This window comes from Acidovorax sp. Root267, from assembly GCF_001429215.1.
Lineage (GTDB): Bacteria > Pseudomonadota > Gammaproteobacteria > Burkholderiales > Burkholderiaceae_C > Acidovorax > Acidovorax radicis.
The window spans coordinates 464817-482900 of record NZ_LMJC01000012.1 but is presented as its reverse complement, the minus strand read 5'-3'; the positions used below and the strand labels follow the sequence as shown (position 1 = coordinate 482900).

The 18084-nt window shown below is 66.2% G+C and carries 17 protein-coding genes and 1 riboswitch; of the genes, 6 read left to right on the top strand and 11 right to left on the bottom strand.

The genetic code is table 11. From position 1 onward, the window contains the following. The first annotated feature begins 151 nt into the window (after positions 1–151). Together ASE39_RS11740 and ASE39_RS11735 are read left to right on the top strand one after the other, a co-directional pair. Positions 152–1522 (top strand): M20/M25/M40 family metallo-hydrolase, encoded by a 1371-nt coding sequence (locus tag ASE39_RS11740; RefSeq protein WP_057271458.1) that lies wholly within the window; start codon positions 152–154, stop codon positions 1520–1522. Positions 1523–1727: 205 nt separating this feature from the next. Then, positions 1728–2210 (top strand): YidB family protein, encoded by a 483-nt coding sequence (locus ASE39_RS11735; RefSeq protein WP_010464850.1) that lies wholly within the window; start codon positions 1728–1730, stop codon positions 2208–2210. A gap of 255 nt (positions 2211–2465) precedes the next feature. Here ASE39_RS11735 and ASE39_RS11730 read toward each other — a convergent pair whose 3' ends face one another. From ASE39_RS11730 to otnI, 5 genes are all read right to left on the bottom strand, one after another. Next, a complete protein-coding gene (locus tag ASE39_RS11730) occupies positions 2466–3338 on the bottom strand; it encodes an alpha/beta hydrolase (protein ID WP_057271241.1) in 873 nt (290 codons plus the stop codon). Positions 3339–3450: 112 nt separating this feature from the next. Next, positions 3451–4944, bottom strand: a complete 1494-nt coding sequence (locus ASE39_RS11725; RefSeq protein ID WP_057227723.1) for a M20 family metallopeptidase — start codon at positions 4942–4944, stop codon at positions 3451–3453. Positions 4945–5126: 182 nt separating this feature from the next. After that, on the bottom strand, positions 5127–6383 hold the full coding sequence (locus tag ASE39_RS11720; protein WP_010464854.1) for a GGDEF domain-containing protein: 1257 nt from the start codon (positions 6381–6383) through the stop codon (positions 5127–5129). 125 nt (positions 6384–6508) lie between these two features. Continuing rightward, a complete protein-coding gene (locus tag ASE39_RS11715) occupies positions 6509–8545 on the bottom strand; it encodes a methyl-accepting chemotaxis protein (RefSeq protein WP_057271240.1) in 2037 nt (678 codons plus the stop codon). 267 nt (positions 8546–8812) lie between these two features. Further along, a complete protein-coding gene (gene otnI / locus ASE39_RS11710; RefSeq protein ID WP_057271239.1) occupies positions 8813–9625 on the bottom strand; it encodes a 2-oxo-tetronate isomerase in 813 nt (270 codons plus the stop codon). A gap of 184 nt (positions 9626–9809) precedes the next feature. On the opposite strand from otnI, the gene ASE39_RS11705 reads away from it, so the two are divergent. After that, the gene (locus ASE39_RS11705; protein ID WP_057271238.1) at positions 9810–10280 is read left to right on the top strand and encodes a MerR family transcriptional regulator; all 471 of its coding nucleotides are present in this window, start codon (positions 9810–9812) and stop codon (positions 10278–10280) included. 72 nt (positions 10281–10352) lie between these two features. Beyond that, complete coding sequence (locus ASE39_RS11700) at positions 10353–11003, top strand: NAD(P)H-dependent oxidoreductase (RefSeq protein WP_057271237.1); 651 nt, start codon at positions 10353–10355, stop codon at positions 11001–11003. Here the strand turns inward: ASE39_RS11700 and ASE39_RS11695 are convergent. From ASE39_RS11695 to ASE39_RS11680, 4 genes are all read right to left on the bottom strand, one after another. Further along, a complete protein-coding gene (locus ASE39_RS11695; RefSeq protein WP_057271236.1) occupies positions 10972–12120 on the bottom strand; it encodes a glycerophosphodiester phosphodiesterase in 1149 nt (382 codons plus the stop codon). The genes ASE39_RS11700 and ASE39_RS11695 overlap by 32 nt on opposite strands. Positions 12121–12204: 84 nt before the next feature. Beyond that, positions 12205–12789 (bottom strand): methionine biosynthesis protein MetW, encoded by a 585-nt coding sequence (gene metW, locus ASE39_RS11690; protein WP_010464865.1) that lies wholly within the window; start codon positions 12787–12789, stop codon positions 12205–12207. After that, positions 12786–13916: a homoserine O-acetyltransferase gene (locus tag ASE39_RS11685; protein ID WP_057271235.1), complete on the bottom strand. Its 1131-nt coding sequence runs from the start codon at positions 13914–13916 to the stop codon at positions 12786–12788. Before ASE39_RS11685 ends, metW begins: the two co-directional genes overlap by 4 nt. A 248-nt stretch (positions 13917–14164) precedes the next feature. After that, positions 14165–14731 (bottom strand): TMEM165/GDT1 family protein, encoded by a 567-nt coding sequence (locus tag ASE39_RS11680; RefSeq protein ID WP_057271234.1) that lies wholly within the window; start codon positions 14729–14731, stop codon positions 14165–14167. Between the two features lie 9 nt (positions 14732–14740). Continuing rightward, positions 14741–14935: riboswitch (yybP-ykoY riboswitch) on the bottom strand. A gap of 332 nt (positions 14936–15267) precedes the next feature. On the opposite strand from ASE39_RS11680, the gene ASE39_RS11675 reads away from it, so the two are divergent. Together ASE39_RS11675 and ASE39_RS11670 are read left to right on the top strand one after the other, a co-directional pair. Beyond that, entirely contained in the window at positions 15268–15657 is a 390-nt protein-coding gene (locus ASE39_RS11675) for an RNA-binding protein (protein WP_057271457.1), read from the top strand. A gap of 272 nt (positions 15658–15929) precedes the next feature. Then, on the top strand, positions 15930–16469 hold the full coding sequence (locus tag ASE39_RS11670; protein WP_057271233.1) for an RNA-binding protein: 540 nt from the start codon (positions 15930–15932) through the stop codon (positions 16467–16469). 161 nt (positions 16470–16630) lie between these two features. Here ASE39_RS11670 and ASE39_RS11665 read toward each other — a convergent pair whose 3' ends face one another. After that, positions 16631–17410 carry an SDR family oxidoreductase gene (locus ASE39_RS11665; protein ID WP_057271232.1) on the bottom strand — a complete coding sequence of 260 codons (780 nt, stop codon included), beginning with the start codon at positions 17408–17410 and terminating at the stop codon, positions 16631–16633. Positions 17411–17434: 24 nt separating this feature from the next. Then, the gene (lptC, locus tag ASE39_RS11660) at positions 17435–18049 is read right to left on the bottom strand and encodes an LPS export ABC transporter periplasmic protein LptC (RefSeq protein ID WP_035197631.1); all 615 of its coding nucleotides are present in this window, start codon (positions 18047–18049) and stop codon (positions 17435–17437) included. Positions 18050–18084: the final 35 nt, after the last annotated feature.

The following is an 18084-nucleotide window of genomic DNA, read 5'->3' as shown; positions in this document are numbered from 1 at the left end:
AAACTGTCGGCTGGACAGATTAAAGCAGAGCCCGCGGGTTGGGTTCGGTCCAACAATTGCATGGCCCTGCGTGCCGGCCCACGGCTCCATCCACGATGGCTGGACAGGCCGGTCACTCCTTCCGTTTGTGTTCGTGTTTCGCTGGATCACCATGACTCTCCCTCTCCATACCTTCCGTGCCACAGCCCTTGCTGGTGCCATGGCCCTCGCCTGCGCCGCCTTGCTGCCCTCTGCAGCCTATGCACAGTTCGGCGCCGTGGCGCCCACGCCCACCGCGCTGCGTCCCGCCGTGGACAAGGCCTATGGCCAGCTCATGGCTGCGCCCCAGATCCTGCAGCTGCTCGACGCAGTGAAGGCCGACCACGACCGCGCCACCGAAGACCTGCGCATGCTCACCGAGATCGAGGCCCCGCCGTTCAAGGAGCAAAAACGCGCCGAGGCGTTCCTCGCACGCCTGAAGACCCTGGGCTTGGCCAGCGCCGCCATCGACGCCGAAGGCAACGTGGTGGGCGTGCGCAAGGGCACGGGCAACGGCCCCAAGCTCGTGATCTCGGCCCACCTGGACACGGTGTTCCCGGCCGGCACCGACGTGAAGGTGAAGGAGCGCGACGGCAAGCTGTATGCGCCCGGCATCTCGGACAACACGCGCGGCCTGGCCGTGCTGCTGTCGTGGCTCAAGATGCTGAACGACCAGAAGATCGCCACCGTGGGCGACCTGGTGTTTGTGGGCAATGTGGGCGAGGAAGAACTGGGCAACCTGCGCGGCATGAAGCACCTGTTCAAGGAGCACCTCGACATCGACGGTTTGGTGGCGCTGGAGCCCGCGCCGGACGGCACGGTGCTGGTGCTGGGCACGGGCAGCCACCGCCATGAAGTCACCTTCAAGGGCCCGGGCGGCCACAGCTACGCCGCGTTTGGAGAGGTGCCCAGCGCCATCCACGGCATGGGCCGCGCCATTGCCAAGATCGCCGAGATCCGCACCCCCAAGAGCCCCAAGACCACCTTCACCGTGGGCACGGTGGGCGGCGGCACATCCGTCAACACCATCGCGCCCGATGCGCGCATGGCGGTGGACATCCGCTCCGACGAAACAGCCCCGATGCTGGCCACCGAAAAGCAGGTACTGGCCGCCGTGGACAGCGCGGTGACCGAAGAAAACGCGCGCTGGGGTGTGAACACCCTGAGCGCATCGACCAAACTCATCGGCGACCGGCCCGGTGGCCGTACGGCGGCGGATTCGGTCATTGTGGAAGCGGCCGTGCGCGCCAACACGGCGTTTGGCCGCAAGACGGTGCTGGGCGGCGCGAGCACCGATGCCAACGTGCCCATGTCGCTGGGCATCCCCGCCATCGTGATCGGGGGCGGCGGCAAGACGGGCGGTTTCCACGCGCTGTCCGAATGGATCGACCTGACGGATGCCTGGAAGGGCGCACAAAGCTCGCTGGTCACGGTGCTGGGGCTGGTGGGGGTGCAAGGCGTGAGCACGCCGCTGCTGGACAAGCGCCCACCCCGCGCCCACTAACGCAGTCGCTCTGCCACGCACCTGAACCAGGTGTTTCGTGGCATTCGGCACCCGCTTGCCTATCGCCAAGGGGCCTGCGGTAGAAGAATTCACGATTGTTGACACAGCAGCCAGCCCCTGCCTGCGTACCATCGGCAGTTAGCAGACCGTGGTCACGGTCCGGCCGCTCTGCGGTTGTCTTTTATTCCTTCTGCAGGAGAACACCATGGGTTTGCTCGATTCCGTTCTGGGTGCCGTCATCAACAATGCATCGCAAGGCGGCAGCGGCGCCGCTGCGTCCGGTGGGGCCGGAGGTGGCTTGGGGGGGCTGATCAGCATGGCCGCGCAAAACCCGCAGCTGGTGCAGGCCGTGATGTCCCTGATCAGCAACGACGGCCCGGTGGGTGGCCTGCCGGGCCTGATGGCCAAGTTTCAGCAGGCTGGGCTGGGCAATGTGATTGCGTCCTGGCTCAGCGCGGGGCCCAACCAGGCGATCTCGGGCGAGCAGCTGTCCGATGTGCTGGGCAGCGGCCCGCTGTCGCAGATCGCGTCGCAACTGGGCGTAGGCCCCGGAGCCGCCGCAGGCCAGCTGGCCCAGGTGCTGCCGGGCCTGATCGACCAGCTCAGCCCACGCGGCGAGGCCCCGCAGGGCGGGTTTGGCACATCGAACGACCTGTTCGGAATGCTGGGCGGTTTGCTACAAAAATGATATCTACCAGCGCTTGATGAATAAGCGCTGGCGGCCATTTTTATTTGAAATTCTGGGTGGCAGCGCTTGGAACGTGTTCACGATCTCGCAGGGGTCGCGTTGGAGCGCAATCGGGATGAGTGGATGCTTCGGATGCACCGCATGGGCTCATGCCCATGCAGCTTGCCAATAGCCAAGCTATTGGCTGCGCACCGCGCCTAGCATCCCATCCCGCCAAGGCCGCTGCGCGACTCCTGGGAGATCGTGAACACGTTCTTAGGAGGCCACCGGGCAGCGCTGCACGAGCCATTGCTGCAGCAGGTCGAACACCGGATCGGCCAGTTCCGGGCTTTCGTTGAACAGCTCGTGGAACAGGGGCTCGAAACAATGCGCGTGCACCAGCGCCTTGGGTGCGGCCGCTGCAAAGGCGCGGCTGCCCGCCGGGTTGACCAGCTTGTCGCCGCCCGCCCACATCAACAGCGTGGGCACGCACCAGTGCGCGGCGCGGGCCACGGTGGCGGGGCCGCCGTTGGCGATGAAACGCGCCAGGCGTGCGCTGATGCGGTCGTGGCACAGCGGATCGGCCAGGTAGGCAGCCACCACAGCGGGGTCGTGCGAAAGGTACTGTGCATCCAGCCCATTGCCCACGCGCAGGTTGGGCGCGATGCGCGGCAGCGTGGCCAGCAGCAGTTTTTGCACGGCGCCCAGGCCCGCATCGAGTGCGGGGGATGACAGCACCAGCGCGTCCACAGGCCGCAGGTTCATCGCCACAAAACGCGATGCCACCAGCCCGCCCATGCTGTGGCCCAGCAACACCAGCGGCTGGCCGGCGGGCAAACGGGCGCGCGTGGCATCGACCATGTCGGCCAGATCGTCCAGCAGGCGCAGGTCCGAGGTGAGCCCGCCGCGCGGCCCGCTCGATTCGCCGTGGCCGTATTGGTCGTAGCCGCGCGCTGCGAACCCCCAGGCGTTCAGCCGCCGCGCCACCGCGTCGTAGCGGCCCACATGTTCGCCCAGGCCATGCACCAGCAGCACGGTGCCGCGCTGGGGCTCGCCTTCCGGCAGGGGCCAGTCCTGCACGGCCAGGTTCTCTCCATCGCTGGCGGTGAAGGTGGTGAGTGTGGAGGGAAGGGTTTCTTCAGAGGTCATGGCAGAAGGAGAGATCCGTCAGGAACAGCACACCCCGTGCAGCCCGGGGCACAGGCCCCGGGCTTCCAGAGGGGGCCGCGAAGGGCCGGGCAAGGGGTAGGAAGAGACAGCTTTAGCCCGCAACAGCCGCCGGTGCCACCACCTGCTGCGCCATCGAGGCAATCACCTGCGCCACCGAGGCCGTGAGGCGCTTGGCATAGGGCACATGCAAAAACTCGTTGGGACCGTGTGCGTTGCTCTTGGGGCCCAGCACGCCGCAGACCATCATCTGCGCGGCAGGAAAACCTTCGCTGAGCATGTTCATGAGCGGGATGGTCCCGCCCTGGCCGATGTAGCCACAGGGCGCGCCGAAGTGCGCCTGCGAGGCTTCGTTGAGCGCCTGCTCGAACCAGGGCGTGGTGGCGGGGGCGTTCCAGCCCGTGGCGCCACTGGTGCCCTGGAAGGTGACCTTGGCCTGGTAGGGCGCGTTGTCTTCGAGCAGTGCCTTGAGCTCCTGCACGGCCTGGCCAGCATCGACCAGGGGCGGCAGGCGCAGGCTGAGCTTGAAGGCGGTGTAGGGGCGCAGCACATTGCCCGCGTCCTGCAGTGCGGGAAAGCCTTCGGCCCCGGTCACGCTGAGCGTAGGTTCCCAGGTGCGCTTGAGCAGGGCCTGCAGCGGGTCGGTGGTGGTGGGCAGCGCAAAGGTGGTGGAACCGCCGCAGTCGTAATGCGCCCAGGGGAAACGCTTGTACACCTCTTCGCCCAGAATGGCCGCCGTGGCGCGGGCCTGGGCCACGCGGTCGGCAGGCACTTCGCAATGGAAACTCTGGGGCAGCAGGCGGCCGGTGGCGCTGTCTTCCAGGCGATCAAGCACCTGCCGCATGATGCGGAACGACGAGGGCACGAGGCCCGAGGCGTCGCCGGAGTGGATGCCTTCGGTCAGGATCTCGACCTTGAGCGTGCCGGTGGCCATGCCGCGCAGGCTGGTGGTGAGCCACAGCTGGTCGTAGTTGCCCGCACCCGAATCGAGGCACACCACCAGTGCCACGTTGCCCATGCGGGGCTTCAAGGCATCGATGTAGGGCAGCAGGTCGCGCGAGCCGCTTTCCTCGCAGGTCTCGATCAGGCCCACGATGCGCGGGTGCGGCACGTTCTGGCGCTTCAATTCCTGCACCGCGGCGATGCTGGCGTACACCGCGTAGCCGTCGTCCGCGCCGCCGCGGCCGTAGAGCTTGCCGTCTTCGTACTTGGGGGTCCAGGGGCCCAGGTCGTTGCGCCAGCCGCTGAACTCGGGTTGTTTGTCGAGGTGGCCATACATCAGAACCGTGTCGGTGGCGCCGGGCTGCGTGGATTCGATTTCAAAAAACAGCACGGGGGTGCGGCCTGGGAGGCGCACGATCTCGAGCGTGAGGCCTGCGACCTTTTGTGATTCGACCCACGCGGCAGCATTGCGCACCACCGTGTCGAGCAGGCCCTGCTCGGCCCAGTCGGGCGAGAACATGGGCGACTTGGCAGGGATGGCGATGTAGTCGGTGAGCTGACGAACGATGTCGTTGTCCCACGCCTGGCTGACCCTTTCAAGGGCCAGGGCGGGTTGAAGGGCGTGGGCGGGGACTCGGGCGTTCATGGGCGGCTCTCCTGAATACGGGTGATCTTGTGGACCGAAACCAGCATTCCAACACAACGCCTGTACGCGCGCCATCGCAGATCTCCAAACACCCTGACAGCGCTCCCGCCGCGCTGCAGCATGGGGTTCCGCCCTTCTTCAGGGGCGTGCCCAGCGTGCCCGTCCCGCGTCCCTCTTGGGGGTCAATACCGGGAAACAGGATGCGTGTCGGGATTGGCCTGTGCCGCCGCCAGGGAGGCGGGGCGCCGCAGTCCGGTGGCCACCTCCACGCGGTTGCGGCCATTGTTCTTGGCCTGGTAGAGCGCACGGTCGGCAGCGGCGATGAGCATGTCCCAGCTGTCGCCGGGCTCCAGCCGGCCGCCGAAGACGCCGATGCTCACCGTGACGGCAATCCCCAGGGCAGCGTCGGTGCCGGCGTCTGGCGCGGCCCCGCCGGCTGCGCGGATGCGGCAGCGTGATTCTTCCACCGCCTTGCACAGTTCCCGCGCCAGCTGCTCGGCCCCCAGCAGTGTGGTGTCGGGCAGCACCACCATGAATTCCTCGCCCCCGTAGCGGCCCACAAGGTCCTGTGCCCGCACGCGCTCGCTCAGCACGTTGACCACGCTGCACAGCACCTGGTCTCCTGCGGGGTGACCATAGCGGTCATTGACCCGCTTGAAGTGGTCGATGTCCACCATCATGAGCGCAATGGACTCGCGCGAGCGCACGGCGCGAGAGACGTCGCGGTCCAGCGCCGCGATCAGCGAGCGGCGGTTGGCCACACCGGTGAGCGGGTCCAGCGCCGCCATGATGCGGTTGTTTTCGTCGGCACGGTCGCGCGACATGAACACAAAACCCATGGAGCTGATGAGCACCACCGAAAACGTGCCCATGAACGTGAGCGTCTGCAGCAGGCTGCTCTGCAGGATACTGGTCGCCGCTTGGCTGCCGCCGAAGGCCAGCAGCGCGCGGCCACCCAGCACGACCGCCTCCAGCCCCAGCCCCGCCACCAGCAGCCACTGCGCGCGCCCCACCGTGGCGTGGCGGCGCTCCAGGGCCGCCGCCAGGGCCCACACGGCCTGCAGCCCGATGACCAGACCCACAAAACTCGCGCGCGCCGGAAAGTTGTCTATGAAGACCACCACAAAAGCCGTGACCAGCGCAGGCGGTGTGAACAGCAGCAGCCACCGTGGGGCACGCCCCTGGAACTGATAGATCGCCGCGATCATCCCCACGAACACGCAGGACAGCAGCAGGTTGCCCAGCACGATGGACAGCACATCGGGCACCTGGCCCCGCAGCATGATCAGCAGGTGCCCAATGGCATTGACCAGCAGGGCGGCGGCCCACCGCCCCAGGCCATCGCGCCGTCGGCCCCACCCCACCACGGCCATGGACGCGGCCATCATGAGCGAGCTCACAATGATCATGACCAGCATGGTGGGAACGTGGGCGGCCATGGCAGGCTAGGTGGCGTGGTCGGGACAGGGGAAGTTCAGGCCAGCATAAACCAAGGGCCCCGCAGAACAAACCAGAGGATGACCACCGCGCCCTGGAGCGCGCTGCGCGCGCGCCCCCTTTCCCGTCATTGCAACTGCGCTGGCGCCCACGCGCCGCTACCCGGGGCCTGCAGGGCCGGGCCCGCCGAAGGCGCGGCCAGCGCGGCCACCGCAGGGTACCCACCGCTGCCGTCGCCGGGCGAGAGCTTGAACACCTGCACCGCCCCGGCCAGGCGCATGGCCTGCTCGCGCAGGCTTTGAGCCGCTGCGGCGGATTCCTCCACCAGCGCCGCGTTCTGCTGCGTCATCTGGTCGAGCTGGTTGACGGCGGTGTTGACCTGGCCGATGCCGTCCGACTGCTCGCTCGACGCCGCCGTGATCTCGCCAATGATGTCGCCCACGCGCTGGACCGAGCCCACGATCTCATCCATGGTGGTGCCCGCGTTCTGCACCAGGCGCGCGCCGGATTCCACGCGCTCCACAGAGGCGCCGATGAGCGCCTTGATCTCGCGCGCGGCGGAGGCAGAGCGCCCGGCCAGGCTGCGCACCTCGCTGGCCACGACGGCAAAGCCCCGGCCCTGCTCACCGGCGCGGGCCGCCTCCACCGCCGCGTTCAGGGCCAGGATGTTGGTCTGGAACGCAATCGAGTCGATCACGCCCACGATGTCGGCAATCTTGCGCGAACTCTGGTTGATGTCGCCCATGGTGGTCACCACCTGACCCACCACCTTGCCGCCACGCGCTGCCACTTCGGCGGCGGTGCTGGCCAGCTGGTTGGCCTGGCGCGCTGCATCGGCCGACTGGCGCACGGTGGAGGTGAGGTGCTCCATGCTCTGCGCCGTCTGGGCCAGGCTGCTGGCCGTGGCCTCGGTGCGGGCCGACAGATCCTGGTTGCCGCTGGCAATCTCGGCGCTGGCGGTGGTGATGCTGTCGACCGCCGTGCGCACCTGCTGCAGCATCTGCGTATAGCGCTGGCGCATGCCTTCGACCTCTTGCACCAGCGCGCCGATCTCGTCGCGCCGCGTGGTGCGGAAGGCCTCTGTCAGATCGCCCTGCGCCACCAGCGTGATGGCCTGGGTCAGGTCCTGCAGCGGGCGGCTCACGCCCCGGCGCAGCATGAGAAAAAGGCCCACGGCCAGCAGCACCACGGCCACCGCCATCAGGCCCCACACGGCCAGCGTCACGCGGCGCTGGCTGGCCATGGCCTCGCCGTCGGGCACCTCGGCCACCACCCACCAGCCGCCGCCGGTCTTGCGCACCAGGGCCCAGGGATCTTCGGCGCCCGCGCCCAGCACCGGGGCGGCTTCGCGCACAAAGCCGTCCTGCGACGCGGCCAGCGCCTCAAAAAACGGACGGGCCTGCGGGTAGGCCTCCAGCACACGCTTGCCCCGCGCCGTGGGGTGGTACACAAACACGGCCTGGTCGAGCGAGGTGCCGGGGTTGATCACATAGGTGCCGCCGTGCTCGAAGAACTTCGTCTGCGCCACCTGCTTTTGCAGCATGGTGTGGAACACGCTGATGTCGTTGCCGATGAACAGCAGCGCAATCACCTTGCCCGACGCATCCTTGGCCGGCAGGTAGTGGCCCATGTAGGGCTTGCCGCCCACCACAGTGACGCCTGTATAAGGCTCGCCCTTGGTGACGGTGGCATAGGCCGGGTCGTCTTTGCCCAGCGGCGTGCCCTGCTGGCGCTCACCCTTGTCGTTCTTGACCGAGGTGGTCACCCGCATAAAGTTGTCGCCTTTTTTGGCGAACACCGTGGCAATGCCACCCGTCTCGCTGGCGAACTTGTCGACCGAGCCGTAGTCCTCGTTGACCAGCGCGCCATAGCTGCGCAGCTCGCCCGTGGCTTCGTCGAGCTGCATGGTGGCCTCGAAGTAGCGTTGAAAACCGCGCATGGTGAGTTGGACCAGTTCGCGGTTGGTGTTGTCGGCCGCGTCCAGCGACTGGGCCACGCTTTGCGCGGTGTCGCCCACGCTGGCCACCACCTGCGCCCGCGTGCTGCGCTCGGTCAGCACGGCAATGGCCAACCCCACCAACACCAGCACCAGGGCCACCAGCGCGATGGCGGTCAGCGTGACCTGGCGCGCGACGGAACGGTTGTTGGCAAGGGAAGCGGCCATGCAGTGTGTCTCCTCTAGATTGAAAGCCCCAAGCCAGCTGAGCCGGTCTCAGAAAGGGTTCTCAAACGCCTGAGAACACGCTTCTTCACTCTAAGTCCGTAGACTTGTTACATTTATTCACGCATTCCCTTACGCAAAGCTGCGTACCCCATCGCGGCCGCCACGTGGGCCGTAGCCTGCGAAACCGGCGCTGCCCGCGCCGAGGAAGCCGAGCAAGGGCCGCCCCGCAGCGAAGGCGCGCCCTCGAGGGGGAAGGCGCAAAGCGACTCAGGGGGTCTTCCTGTTCATCCAGCCCAGGCCTTGCGAAGTGCCCGCCGCCGGCCGGTATTCGCAGCCGACCCAGCCGCCGTAGCCCATCGCGTCGATGGTGTCGAAGAGGAAGGGGTAGTTCAACTCGCCCTGGTCCGGTTCGTGGCGCCCAGGCACTCCGGCAATCTGGATATGCGCCACCCGGCCCGTGGGCAGGTACTGGCGCAGCTTGGTGGCCACGTCACCTTCTACGATCTGGCAGTGGTACAGGTCCATCTGCACCTTGAGATTGTTGGCCTGCGCGGCGTCGAGCAGCTCGTGGGCGTGGTCCTGCCGGTTCAGAAAGTAGCGCGGCACGTCGCGCAGGTTGAGGGGCTCGATAAGGATGTCGCGCCCCGCGCGCGCAGCCTCGGCCGCCGCCCAGCGCAGGTTGCTGACACACAGGTCCTTGAGCGATTCGCGCTCCACACCGGGCGGCACGATGCCCGAGAGCACGTGGATGCGCGGGCAGCCCAGCACCTCGGCATAGCGCAGGGCTTCTTGCACGCCCGCGCGGAACTCGGCCTCACGCCCGGGCAGCGCTGCGGTGCCGCGCGCGTTCTGGTCCCAGGCCGCCGCCATCTGGATGCGGTCGGTACCGCCGGGCGGGGCGTTGAACAGCACCAGCTGCAGGCCGTTGTCCGTGAGCCGCGCAGCGACCTCGGCGGGCTCGAAGGCGTAGGGAAACAAGAACTCCACCGCCGTGAACCGGTCGCGCGCCGCAGCGGCAAAGCGGTCCAGAAACGGCAGCTCGGTGTACATCAGGCTCAGGTTGGCGGCAAACTGGGGCATGGCGGGTGCGGGCGGGAGATGGAAGAGGAATCAGAGCGCCGCAGCTTATCGTGTGGCATCGGGATCTGCGGGACCTCCGACACTTCACCCAACCAAAATATGAGTCAAATTGGCCGCTAGCGCTTTACCTATAAGCGCTAACAGCTATTATTTTGATAGTTTTCACTCCACACCAGGACCTCCCATGCGCATCGGAGAACTCGCCCACCGCACCGGCACCACGCCCAAGGCCATCCGGCTGTACGAGTCCCGTGGCCTGCTGGGCGCGGTGGCGCGCGCGGGCAGCTACCGCCACTATGGCGAGGCCGACGTGGCGCGCGTGTTGCTGATCCGCCAGGCCCAGGCGCTGGGCTTTCGGCTGTCTGAACTCGATGGCCTGCCCCACATCGACACGGCTGCGGGCTGGGAACGCATGGCCCAGCTCGTCGCCGGGCGGCGGGCCGCCGTGGCGCTGGAGCTGGCGCGCCTGGCCGCGCTGGACACACAGTTGGCCGTGTTGGAGGCCGAACTGCACACCTGCGACACGCTGGCCGTGCCCGTCACGCCCCAGGCGTGCGCAGCACCGCCCGCATTGCCAGTGATGCCGCCAGAACACAAATCCGCACCATTCAGCGCAGCCACCACGGCGGGCGCCGCAAGATTCGCCACCCCTTGACCTGACCGCTTGACTCTGTCCCGTGGGGCAAGGTGACCATGGCGCCATCAACAACACCGTGATGGAGCGTCTGTGGCAGAACCACACAATATTCTGGTCATCCTGGGCCACCCCGCCGCCAACAGCCTGTGCGCAGGCATGGCACGCGCCTATGCCGAGGGCGCCCGGCACGCCGGGGCGCAGGTGCGGTTTCTGGATGTGGGGCAGCTCGCATTCAACCCGCTGTTTCAGGGCTACAGCGCCGTCCAGCCGCTGGAACCCGACTTGCTGGCGGCGCAGGCCGACATCACCTGGGCCCACCACCTGGTGTGGGTCTACCCCATCTGGTGGGGCGCCATGCCGGCGCTGCTCAAGGGTTTTATCGACCGCGTGCTGCTGCCGGGTTACGCCTTCAAGTACCGCAAGGGCTCAGCGTTATGGGACAGGCTGCTGGCAGGCCGCTCGGCCGAGCTGCTGGTGACCATGGACTCGCCGCCCTGGTACTTCCGCTGGGTCACGCGCATGCCGGGGCACCACCAGATGAAGAAGGCCATCCTGGAGTTCTGTGGCATCCGGCCCGTGCAGGTGCACAGCTTTGGCCCCGTGCGCAGCGCCAGCGCCGAGCGGCTGGCGTTGTGGGTGGAAAAGGCGCGGCAACTGGGACAGCGCCAGGGCACGCGCGCTACACCGGGCAAGCCGCGCCCGGCGCCTGTTACTTCGTCGCCGTCATCCCCTTCGCCGTGAAGGCCTGGACGGCAGCGCGGCCCACGGCGGGGTCGTCGGTGAAGAAACCGTCGATGCCTGCGCGCAGATACGCCGTGATCTCGCCCACGCTGTCGCCGCGCGCGGTGCCATCGGTGTTGGGCGCCTTCTTCAGGCCAGCGGGCAGAAAGGCGTTTTCAGGCCGCAGTGTCCAGATGTGCACAGCCAGCCCGGCGGCATGGGCCTGTGCGACCAGCGGCGTGGGTTCGCCGGGAACACCGTCTTTCACCGGCACCACCAGCGTCTTGAAGGGGCCGATGGCGTTGGCGTAGGCGGCCACCTGCTTGAGGCCTTCGGGAGTGATCAGATCGGCATAGCTGCGCGCATTGGCCGCGCCTTGGGCCACAAAGTCATACGGCCGGCCCGAGGGCGCCACCAGTTGCACCAGGCGCACGCTGCTCTGCTTGCGGATGGCCTGCAGGTTGCTGACCTCGAACGACTGCACGAACACAGGGGCGTCCTTGTGGTTCCAGCCGTTTTTCTCCAGCACGGCCAGCAGCGGTGCCTCCAGCGGCTGTCCAATGGACTCGAAGTAGGTGGGGTGCTTGGTCTCTGGGTAGATGCCGATCACGCGGCCCGTTTTGGCGCTGGCCGTCTTGGCCAGGTCGATCACCTCCTGCAAGGTGGGCACCTCGAACTGGCCGTTGTAGGCCACGTTGGCCGGGCGCTGCGCCGGGATGCGCTCGCGGGCGCGCAGGGTTTTCAGCTCGGCCAGGGTGAAGTCTTCGGTGAACCAGCCGGTGAGGGCCTGGCCGTCGATGGTCTTGGTGGCCTTGCGGGTCGCAAACTCGGGGCGGTCCACCACGTCGGTGGTGGCCTCCTTCACCGAGCCGTCGGCGTTGAGGATGGCGATAGCGTTCTCGTGCCGGGCCACCAGCACGCCGTCCTTGGTGATCACCAGATCGGGCTCGATGATGTCGGCGCCGTCGTCGATGGCCTTCTGGTACGCCGCCAGCGTGTGCTCGGGCCGCAGGGCCGAGGCGCCCCGGTGGGCGACCACGGTGGGGGTGGGCGGCCAGGTCTGCTGGGCGGCGGCGCCCAGCGCCCAGGTGGTGAGCAGCGCGGCAGCGGTCACGGCGCGCAGTGCAATGCGTTTCATGCGGGTCTCCTACAAACAGAGCCCGCACCTTAGCCGATGCGCTTGACAGTGTCGTGTCGCAGCTTCGGAGCGCGCCAGCGAGCGCTATGCGTGCTCGAAGTGGAAGACCGCCGTGCCCGCCCGCGCATTGGGCAGCCAGCGCACTTCCTGCCCATCCTGCAAACCGAACGCATCCAGGATGCGCAGACTGTTCTTGGTGGCAAGCACCTCAAAGTCCTTGTAGGTGCCCACACGGATGTTGGGCGTGTCGTACCACTGGTAGGGCAGGCGGCGCGTGACGGGCATGCGACCGCGCAGGATGGACAGGCGGTTGGGCCAGTGTGCGAAGTTGGGGAAGGCCACCACACCCGTGCGGCCCACACGGGCGGTCTCGCGCAGCATGGTTTCAGCATTGCGCAGATGCTGCAGTGTGTCGAGCTGCAGCACCACGTCGAAGGAGTTGTCGCCGAACATGGCCAGGCCCTCGTCCAGATTGAGCTGGATCACATCGACGCCGCGCTGCACGCAGGCCAGCACGTTGGCGTCGTCAATTTCCACGCCGTAGCCGCTGCAGCCGCGTTCGCGCTGCAGGTAGTCGAGCATGGCGCCGTTGCCACAACCGAGGTCGAGCACGCGCGAGCCGGGGGGCACCAGGCGCGCCAGGGCTTGCATTGCCGCTTTTTCGGTCATGGCTGCAGCTCCTTGGAAATGCTATCGAAATAAGAGCGCATTACGCCCATGTAGCGGGCGTCATCGAGCAAAAAGGCATCGTGCCCATGGGGTGCATCGATCTCGGCGTAGCTCACGCTGCGGCGGTTGTCGAGCAGGGCCTTGACGATCTCGCGGCTGCGCTTGGGTGAAAAGCGCCAGTCGGTGGTGAAACTCACCAGCATGAATTTGGCCTGCGCCCGGGCGAGTGCGCGTGTGAGGTTGCCGGCATGGGTGCGCGCGGGGTCGAAGTAGTCGAGCGCCCGGGTGATCAGCAGGTAGGTGTTGGCATCGAAGTAGTCGCTGAACTTGTCGCCCTGGTAGCGCAGGTAGCTCTCGATCTGGAACTCGATGTCCTGGGTGCTGTATTTGAGCTCCAGGCCCTCCCGCAGTTGACGGCCGAACTTCTCGTTCATCACGTCGTCGCTGAGGTACGTGATGTGGCCGATCATGCGGGCGATGCGCAGGCCGCGCTTGGGGATCGCACCATGGCGATAGAAATGGCCGCCGTGGAAGTCCGGGTCGGTCACGATGGCGCGGCGGGCCACTTCGTTGAAGGCGATGTTCTCGGCCGTGAGGTTGGGCGCGCTGGCCACCACCACGGCGTGCCGCACGCGGTCTGGGTACTGCAGCGTCCAGCTCAGGGCCTGCATGCCGCCGAGGCTGCCGCCCAACACGGCAGCCAGCTGCTGGATGCCCAGGCGGTCGAGCAGGCGGGCCTGGGCGTTGACCCAGTCTTCCACCGTGACCACCGGGAAGTCCGCGCCATAAACCTCGCCAGTATCTGGGTGGTTGTGCATGGGCCCGGTGGAGCCGAAGCACGAGCCCAGGTTGTTCACGCCGATCACGAAGAAGCGGTCGGTGTCCACCGGCTTGCCCGGGCCGATCATGTTGTCCCACCAGCCCTCGCTCTTGTCCTGCCCCGCATAGACGCCCGCCACGTGGTGCGAGGCGTTGAGCGCATGGCACACAAGCACGGCATTGGAGCGGTCGGTATTGAGCGTGCCGTAGGTCTCAAAGGCCAGGTGGTAGTCGCGGATGGATGCACCGCTTTGTAGCGGCAGCACCTCCGCAAAGTGCATGGACTGGGGTGTGGCAATGAACGACATAGTTGGAACTGGTGGGCCCTCACGTTCCACCGCTTGCGCGCGCCGCTGCTCCACAAGGAAGCCGCTTTTGCCTGGAGACCGGACCCAGCGCAAAAAAATACCCGGCGTCGCTAAAAACGAGGCCGGGCAGATGTGTCGGACGGGTCTTTAGCAGGATTTATAAAGCGCCCGCAAGCTGTGGCAAATCGGCGCGTTTGGCAAATATACCAAAGCAGAGCCCCGACGCACAGCCCGTCGCACCGACCAGATCAACCTGCAGACGAAAAAATCGCCAGCAGCCCCAGCACCAGAAAGATGGCGGCAGACACCAGGTGCACCGCGCGGATGGGCACCTTGCGGGTGATGCGCTCGCCCAGCCAGACCACCGGCGCATTGGCCAGCATCATGCCCAGCGTGGTGCCCGCCACCACCCACAGGTAGGCGTTGTATTTGGCAGCCAGCATGACGGTGGCGATCTGGGTCTTGTCGCCCATCTCAGCCAGGAAGAACGCAACCACGGTGGTGCCAAACACACCCCAACGGGGCGATCCGTCCGCTTCGCCCTCATCGAGCTTGTCGGGGATCAGCATCCACACCGCCATGGCAATGAACGAAGCACCCAGAATCCAGCGCAGCAACTGCGGGCCCAGGAAGGTGGTCACCCAGGCACCGACAGCACCAGCCAGGCCGTGGTTCACCAGGGTGGCGACCAGAATGCCCAGCACGATAGGCCAGGGTTTGCGAAAACGTGCCGCCAGCACCAGCGCGAGCAGCTGCGTCTTGTCGCCCATCTCGGCAAGCGCGACGATGGCGGTAGAAATGAAGAAGGCTTCCATGGGGGAGGGGGTCCTATCCGGCCGGATGGGTGAAAAACGCATTGACTGCACCCCGACTCCGGCCATGTGGATCGGTTTGCAGTCAATGGTCTCGCCCAGTTCAAAAAAACCGCATACGCCATAGGTTTCAAAGAACCCAAGTGTGTTGACGCATGCCCCCGGCGCGTTGCGCGGCCGGGCGGGCTACTCCCCAAAGACCCGCGTATTTTACCCTGCTGGCGGACAGGGGCCTCGGGCTGGGCCGTCGGTGGCTGGCGCCTGAGTACGGCGGCATGGCACCACAAACTGTGCGGGTTTCCCCTGAATACCCCTTGCGCGCAGCCCGGAATCTCTACAAATTTGTGCCCGATGAGTGGCTTCCCCCAGAAATAAACCCCACACACCTCATAAAGTGATTAATAATGGGTTCGCTTTTCTGCTTGCAGGAAAGCAGTTGGCTTAGCGGTGAATGGTCAGTTTCGCGTCTTTGAAGTCGTCACAGGTTTGTTGATTGCGTCGGACTCCATCGCGTTTTTGTGTTTTTTCAGGAGTCCTTCATGGGCAACAAACTTTACGTGGGCAACCTGCCCTATTCTTTCCGCGACGAAGATCTGCAACAGACCTTCAGCCAGTACGGCTCGGTCGGCAGCGCCAAGGTCATGATGGAACGTGACACCGGCCGCTCCAAGGGTTTCGGCTTTGTCGAAATGGGCAGCGATGCTGAAGCCCAAGCCGCCATCCAAGGCGTGCATGGCACCAACTTCGGCGGCCGTGACCTCGTGGTCAACGAAGCCCGTCCTATGGAGCCACGCGCTCCCCGTAGCGGCGGCTTCGGCGGCGGCAACGGTGGTGGCGGCGGTTACGGCGGTGGTGGCGGCGGTTACGGCGGTGGCCGTAGCGGCGGTGGCGGTGGTGGTGGTTACGGCGGTGGCCGTAGCAGCTACTAAAAAGACCTTGCTGGCAGACCTTTTCGTCTGCCAAAGGCAAAACAAAGGAGCCCCAGGGCTCCTTTTTTCATGCCTGCGCGGTATCGCCACCACAGTCGGCATTGCCGCTTGCTTTTTCACCAAAAGTGTGGCGCATAATGGGTTCGCGGGCTTTGCCCGTTTTCCAAGTTTGCGGTGATCCGTCAGTTTCGCGCTGAGAGCGTCATTGAGATTAGCTGGCTGCGTTTTCGGGACTCCATCGCTTTATCCATGTGTTTTTGAGGAGTCCCTCGATGGGCAACAAACTGTACGTCGGCAACCTGCCGTACTCGGTGCGCGACAGCGATCTGGAACAGGCCTTTGGCCAATTCGGCGCGGTGACCAGCGCCAAGGTCATGATGGAGCGCGACACGGGCCGCTCCAAGGGCTTTGGCTTCGTGGAAATGGGTAACGATGCTGAAGCCCAGGCCGCCATCAACGGTATGAATGGCCAGCCACTGGGTGGCCGCAGCATCGTTGTGAACGAAGCACGCCCCATGGAACCCCGTCCGCCCCGCAGTGGTGGATTTGGCGGTGGTGGTGGCGGCGGTTACGGCGGCGGCGGTGGGGGCCGCAGTGGTGGCGGCGGTTACGGCGGTGGCCGTGAAGGCGGCGGCGGTGGAGGCTATGGTGGTGGCCGTGAAGGCGGAGGTGGCGGTTACGGCGGTGGGGGCGGCGGCCGCAGCGAAGGCGGATTCCGCAGCCCCTACGGCTCCGGTTCCCGCAATGGCGGTGGCGGCGGTGGCCGCAACGGCGGTGGTGGCGGCTACGGTGGCGGCGGCAACAGCTACTGAAAACTGTCTTTAAATTTCTCTAAAAGCCCCCTCGGGGGCTTTTTTCATGCGCTACCAACAAGCAAGGGATTCCGGCGGTTGGCGGCGGTACCTTCGTCCCGCGCAGCTACAAAGAGCCTGCACAAAAGACCCCAAAGAGGGGGCCGAGGCCTGGTTGGCGGCTACTGCTCGCTCTGGCGCCGCTTGCGCGGGCGCCCGGCCAGCAGCTTGTCGAACAGCACGTTCGGCACCATGCGCAGCAACTTGGCAACCACCCCCATTTGCCAGGGGATGACCCGGTAGCTGACGCCGGCCGTGATGGCCCGGAACGCACGGTCCGCAAAATCATCGGCCTGCATCAGAAACGGCATGCCGTAGCGGTTCTGGCGGGTGAGCGGAGTATCGATGTAGCCCGGAGAAATGGTGACCACACGCACTCCGTGCGGGCGCATCTCCCCGCGCAGGCTCTCGCAGTAGCTGATAACGGCCGCCTTGCTGGCGCAATACGCACCATGCCCGGGCAGGCCCCGGATGCCTGCCACGCTGCCGATGCCCACCAGCGTGCCACTGCCCCGCTGCGCCATCGCGTCGGCAAACGGATGGAAGGTGGCCGCCACGCCGATGTTGTTGGTGGCAAAGGTGCGCGCCATCACGTCGATGTCATCACGCACCGCCGTGTCCATGCCCACGCTGATGCCCGCATTGGCAATGACCACATCGGGCACCCCCTGGCGCGCGATGCAATCGCGGCCCGCAGCGACGATGCTGTCGGTCACGGCCACGTCAGCACTATAAATTTCATAGCTATCAGCGCCTATTCCTTGAGCGCTAGCCCATGTTTTCACCTCAGAAGTTCGCCGTGCCACGAGGGCCAGGCGGTAGCCCGAGCGGTGAAAGCGCAAGGCCAGGGCCTGGCCAATGCCGCTGGATGCGCCGGTGATGAAAACAAGGGGAGTGGTCATGCGGGTTCCGAATGGGGCAAGGTACTAGGGCTTGGCCACGCCGGGCTGGAGCACGCCACGCACACGTCCGCGCAGCTGCAGCACCTGGTCGAGATTGTCGTAGTCCATGCCATCGGCGGTAAAACGGTCGTTGCCGCGGGTGAGTGTGACGGGCTTGTCAGACCGCACGCGTTCGGTGTTGGTGTAAGCGTGCAGAAATTCGCTGCGGAACTCCAGCCGGGGCTGGGCGGGCGATCCTGGCTTGGCAGGCAGGGGCTCTCGCGTGACGATGGCGTTGCCAAACAGCTGCACTTCCGAGCCATCGGCATTGGTCAGGGCCCGGTCTGCCGTGGCCACGGTGAGGCGGCCGAGCGGTGTTACCGAGCGCATGCGCGCGTTGTCGATCTCCAGCGTATCGGTGTCGGGGTAGTGCCGCGCCTCTTCGCCTTGCACTTCACTTTGCAGGCGCCCCGTGGCGTCAAAGCTTTTTACCGAAAACGACTTCATGAAATAGTCGGGCTGGTGCCCCTGCTGGCGCTCGGCAGTAGGTAGCAGCGGCATGGGCGCGTTGCGCACCAGCCACCAGGTGCCCAGCGCCAGCAGCCCCATGAGCACGACGGGCAGATACAGCGAGAACTGTTCCCAGCCCTGGCGAACCATGTTGCGCGTCACGGCGTTGCCTCCGGGCCGGGCAC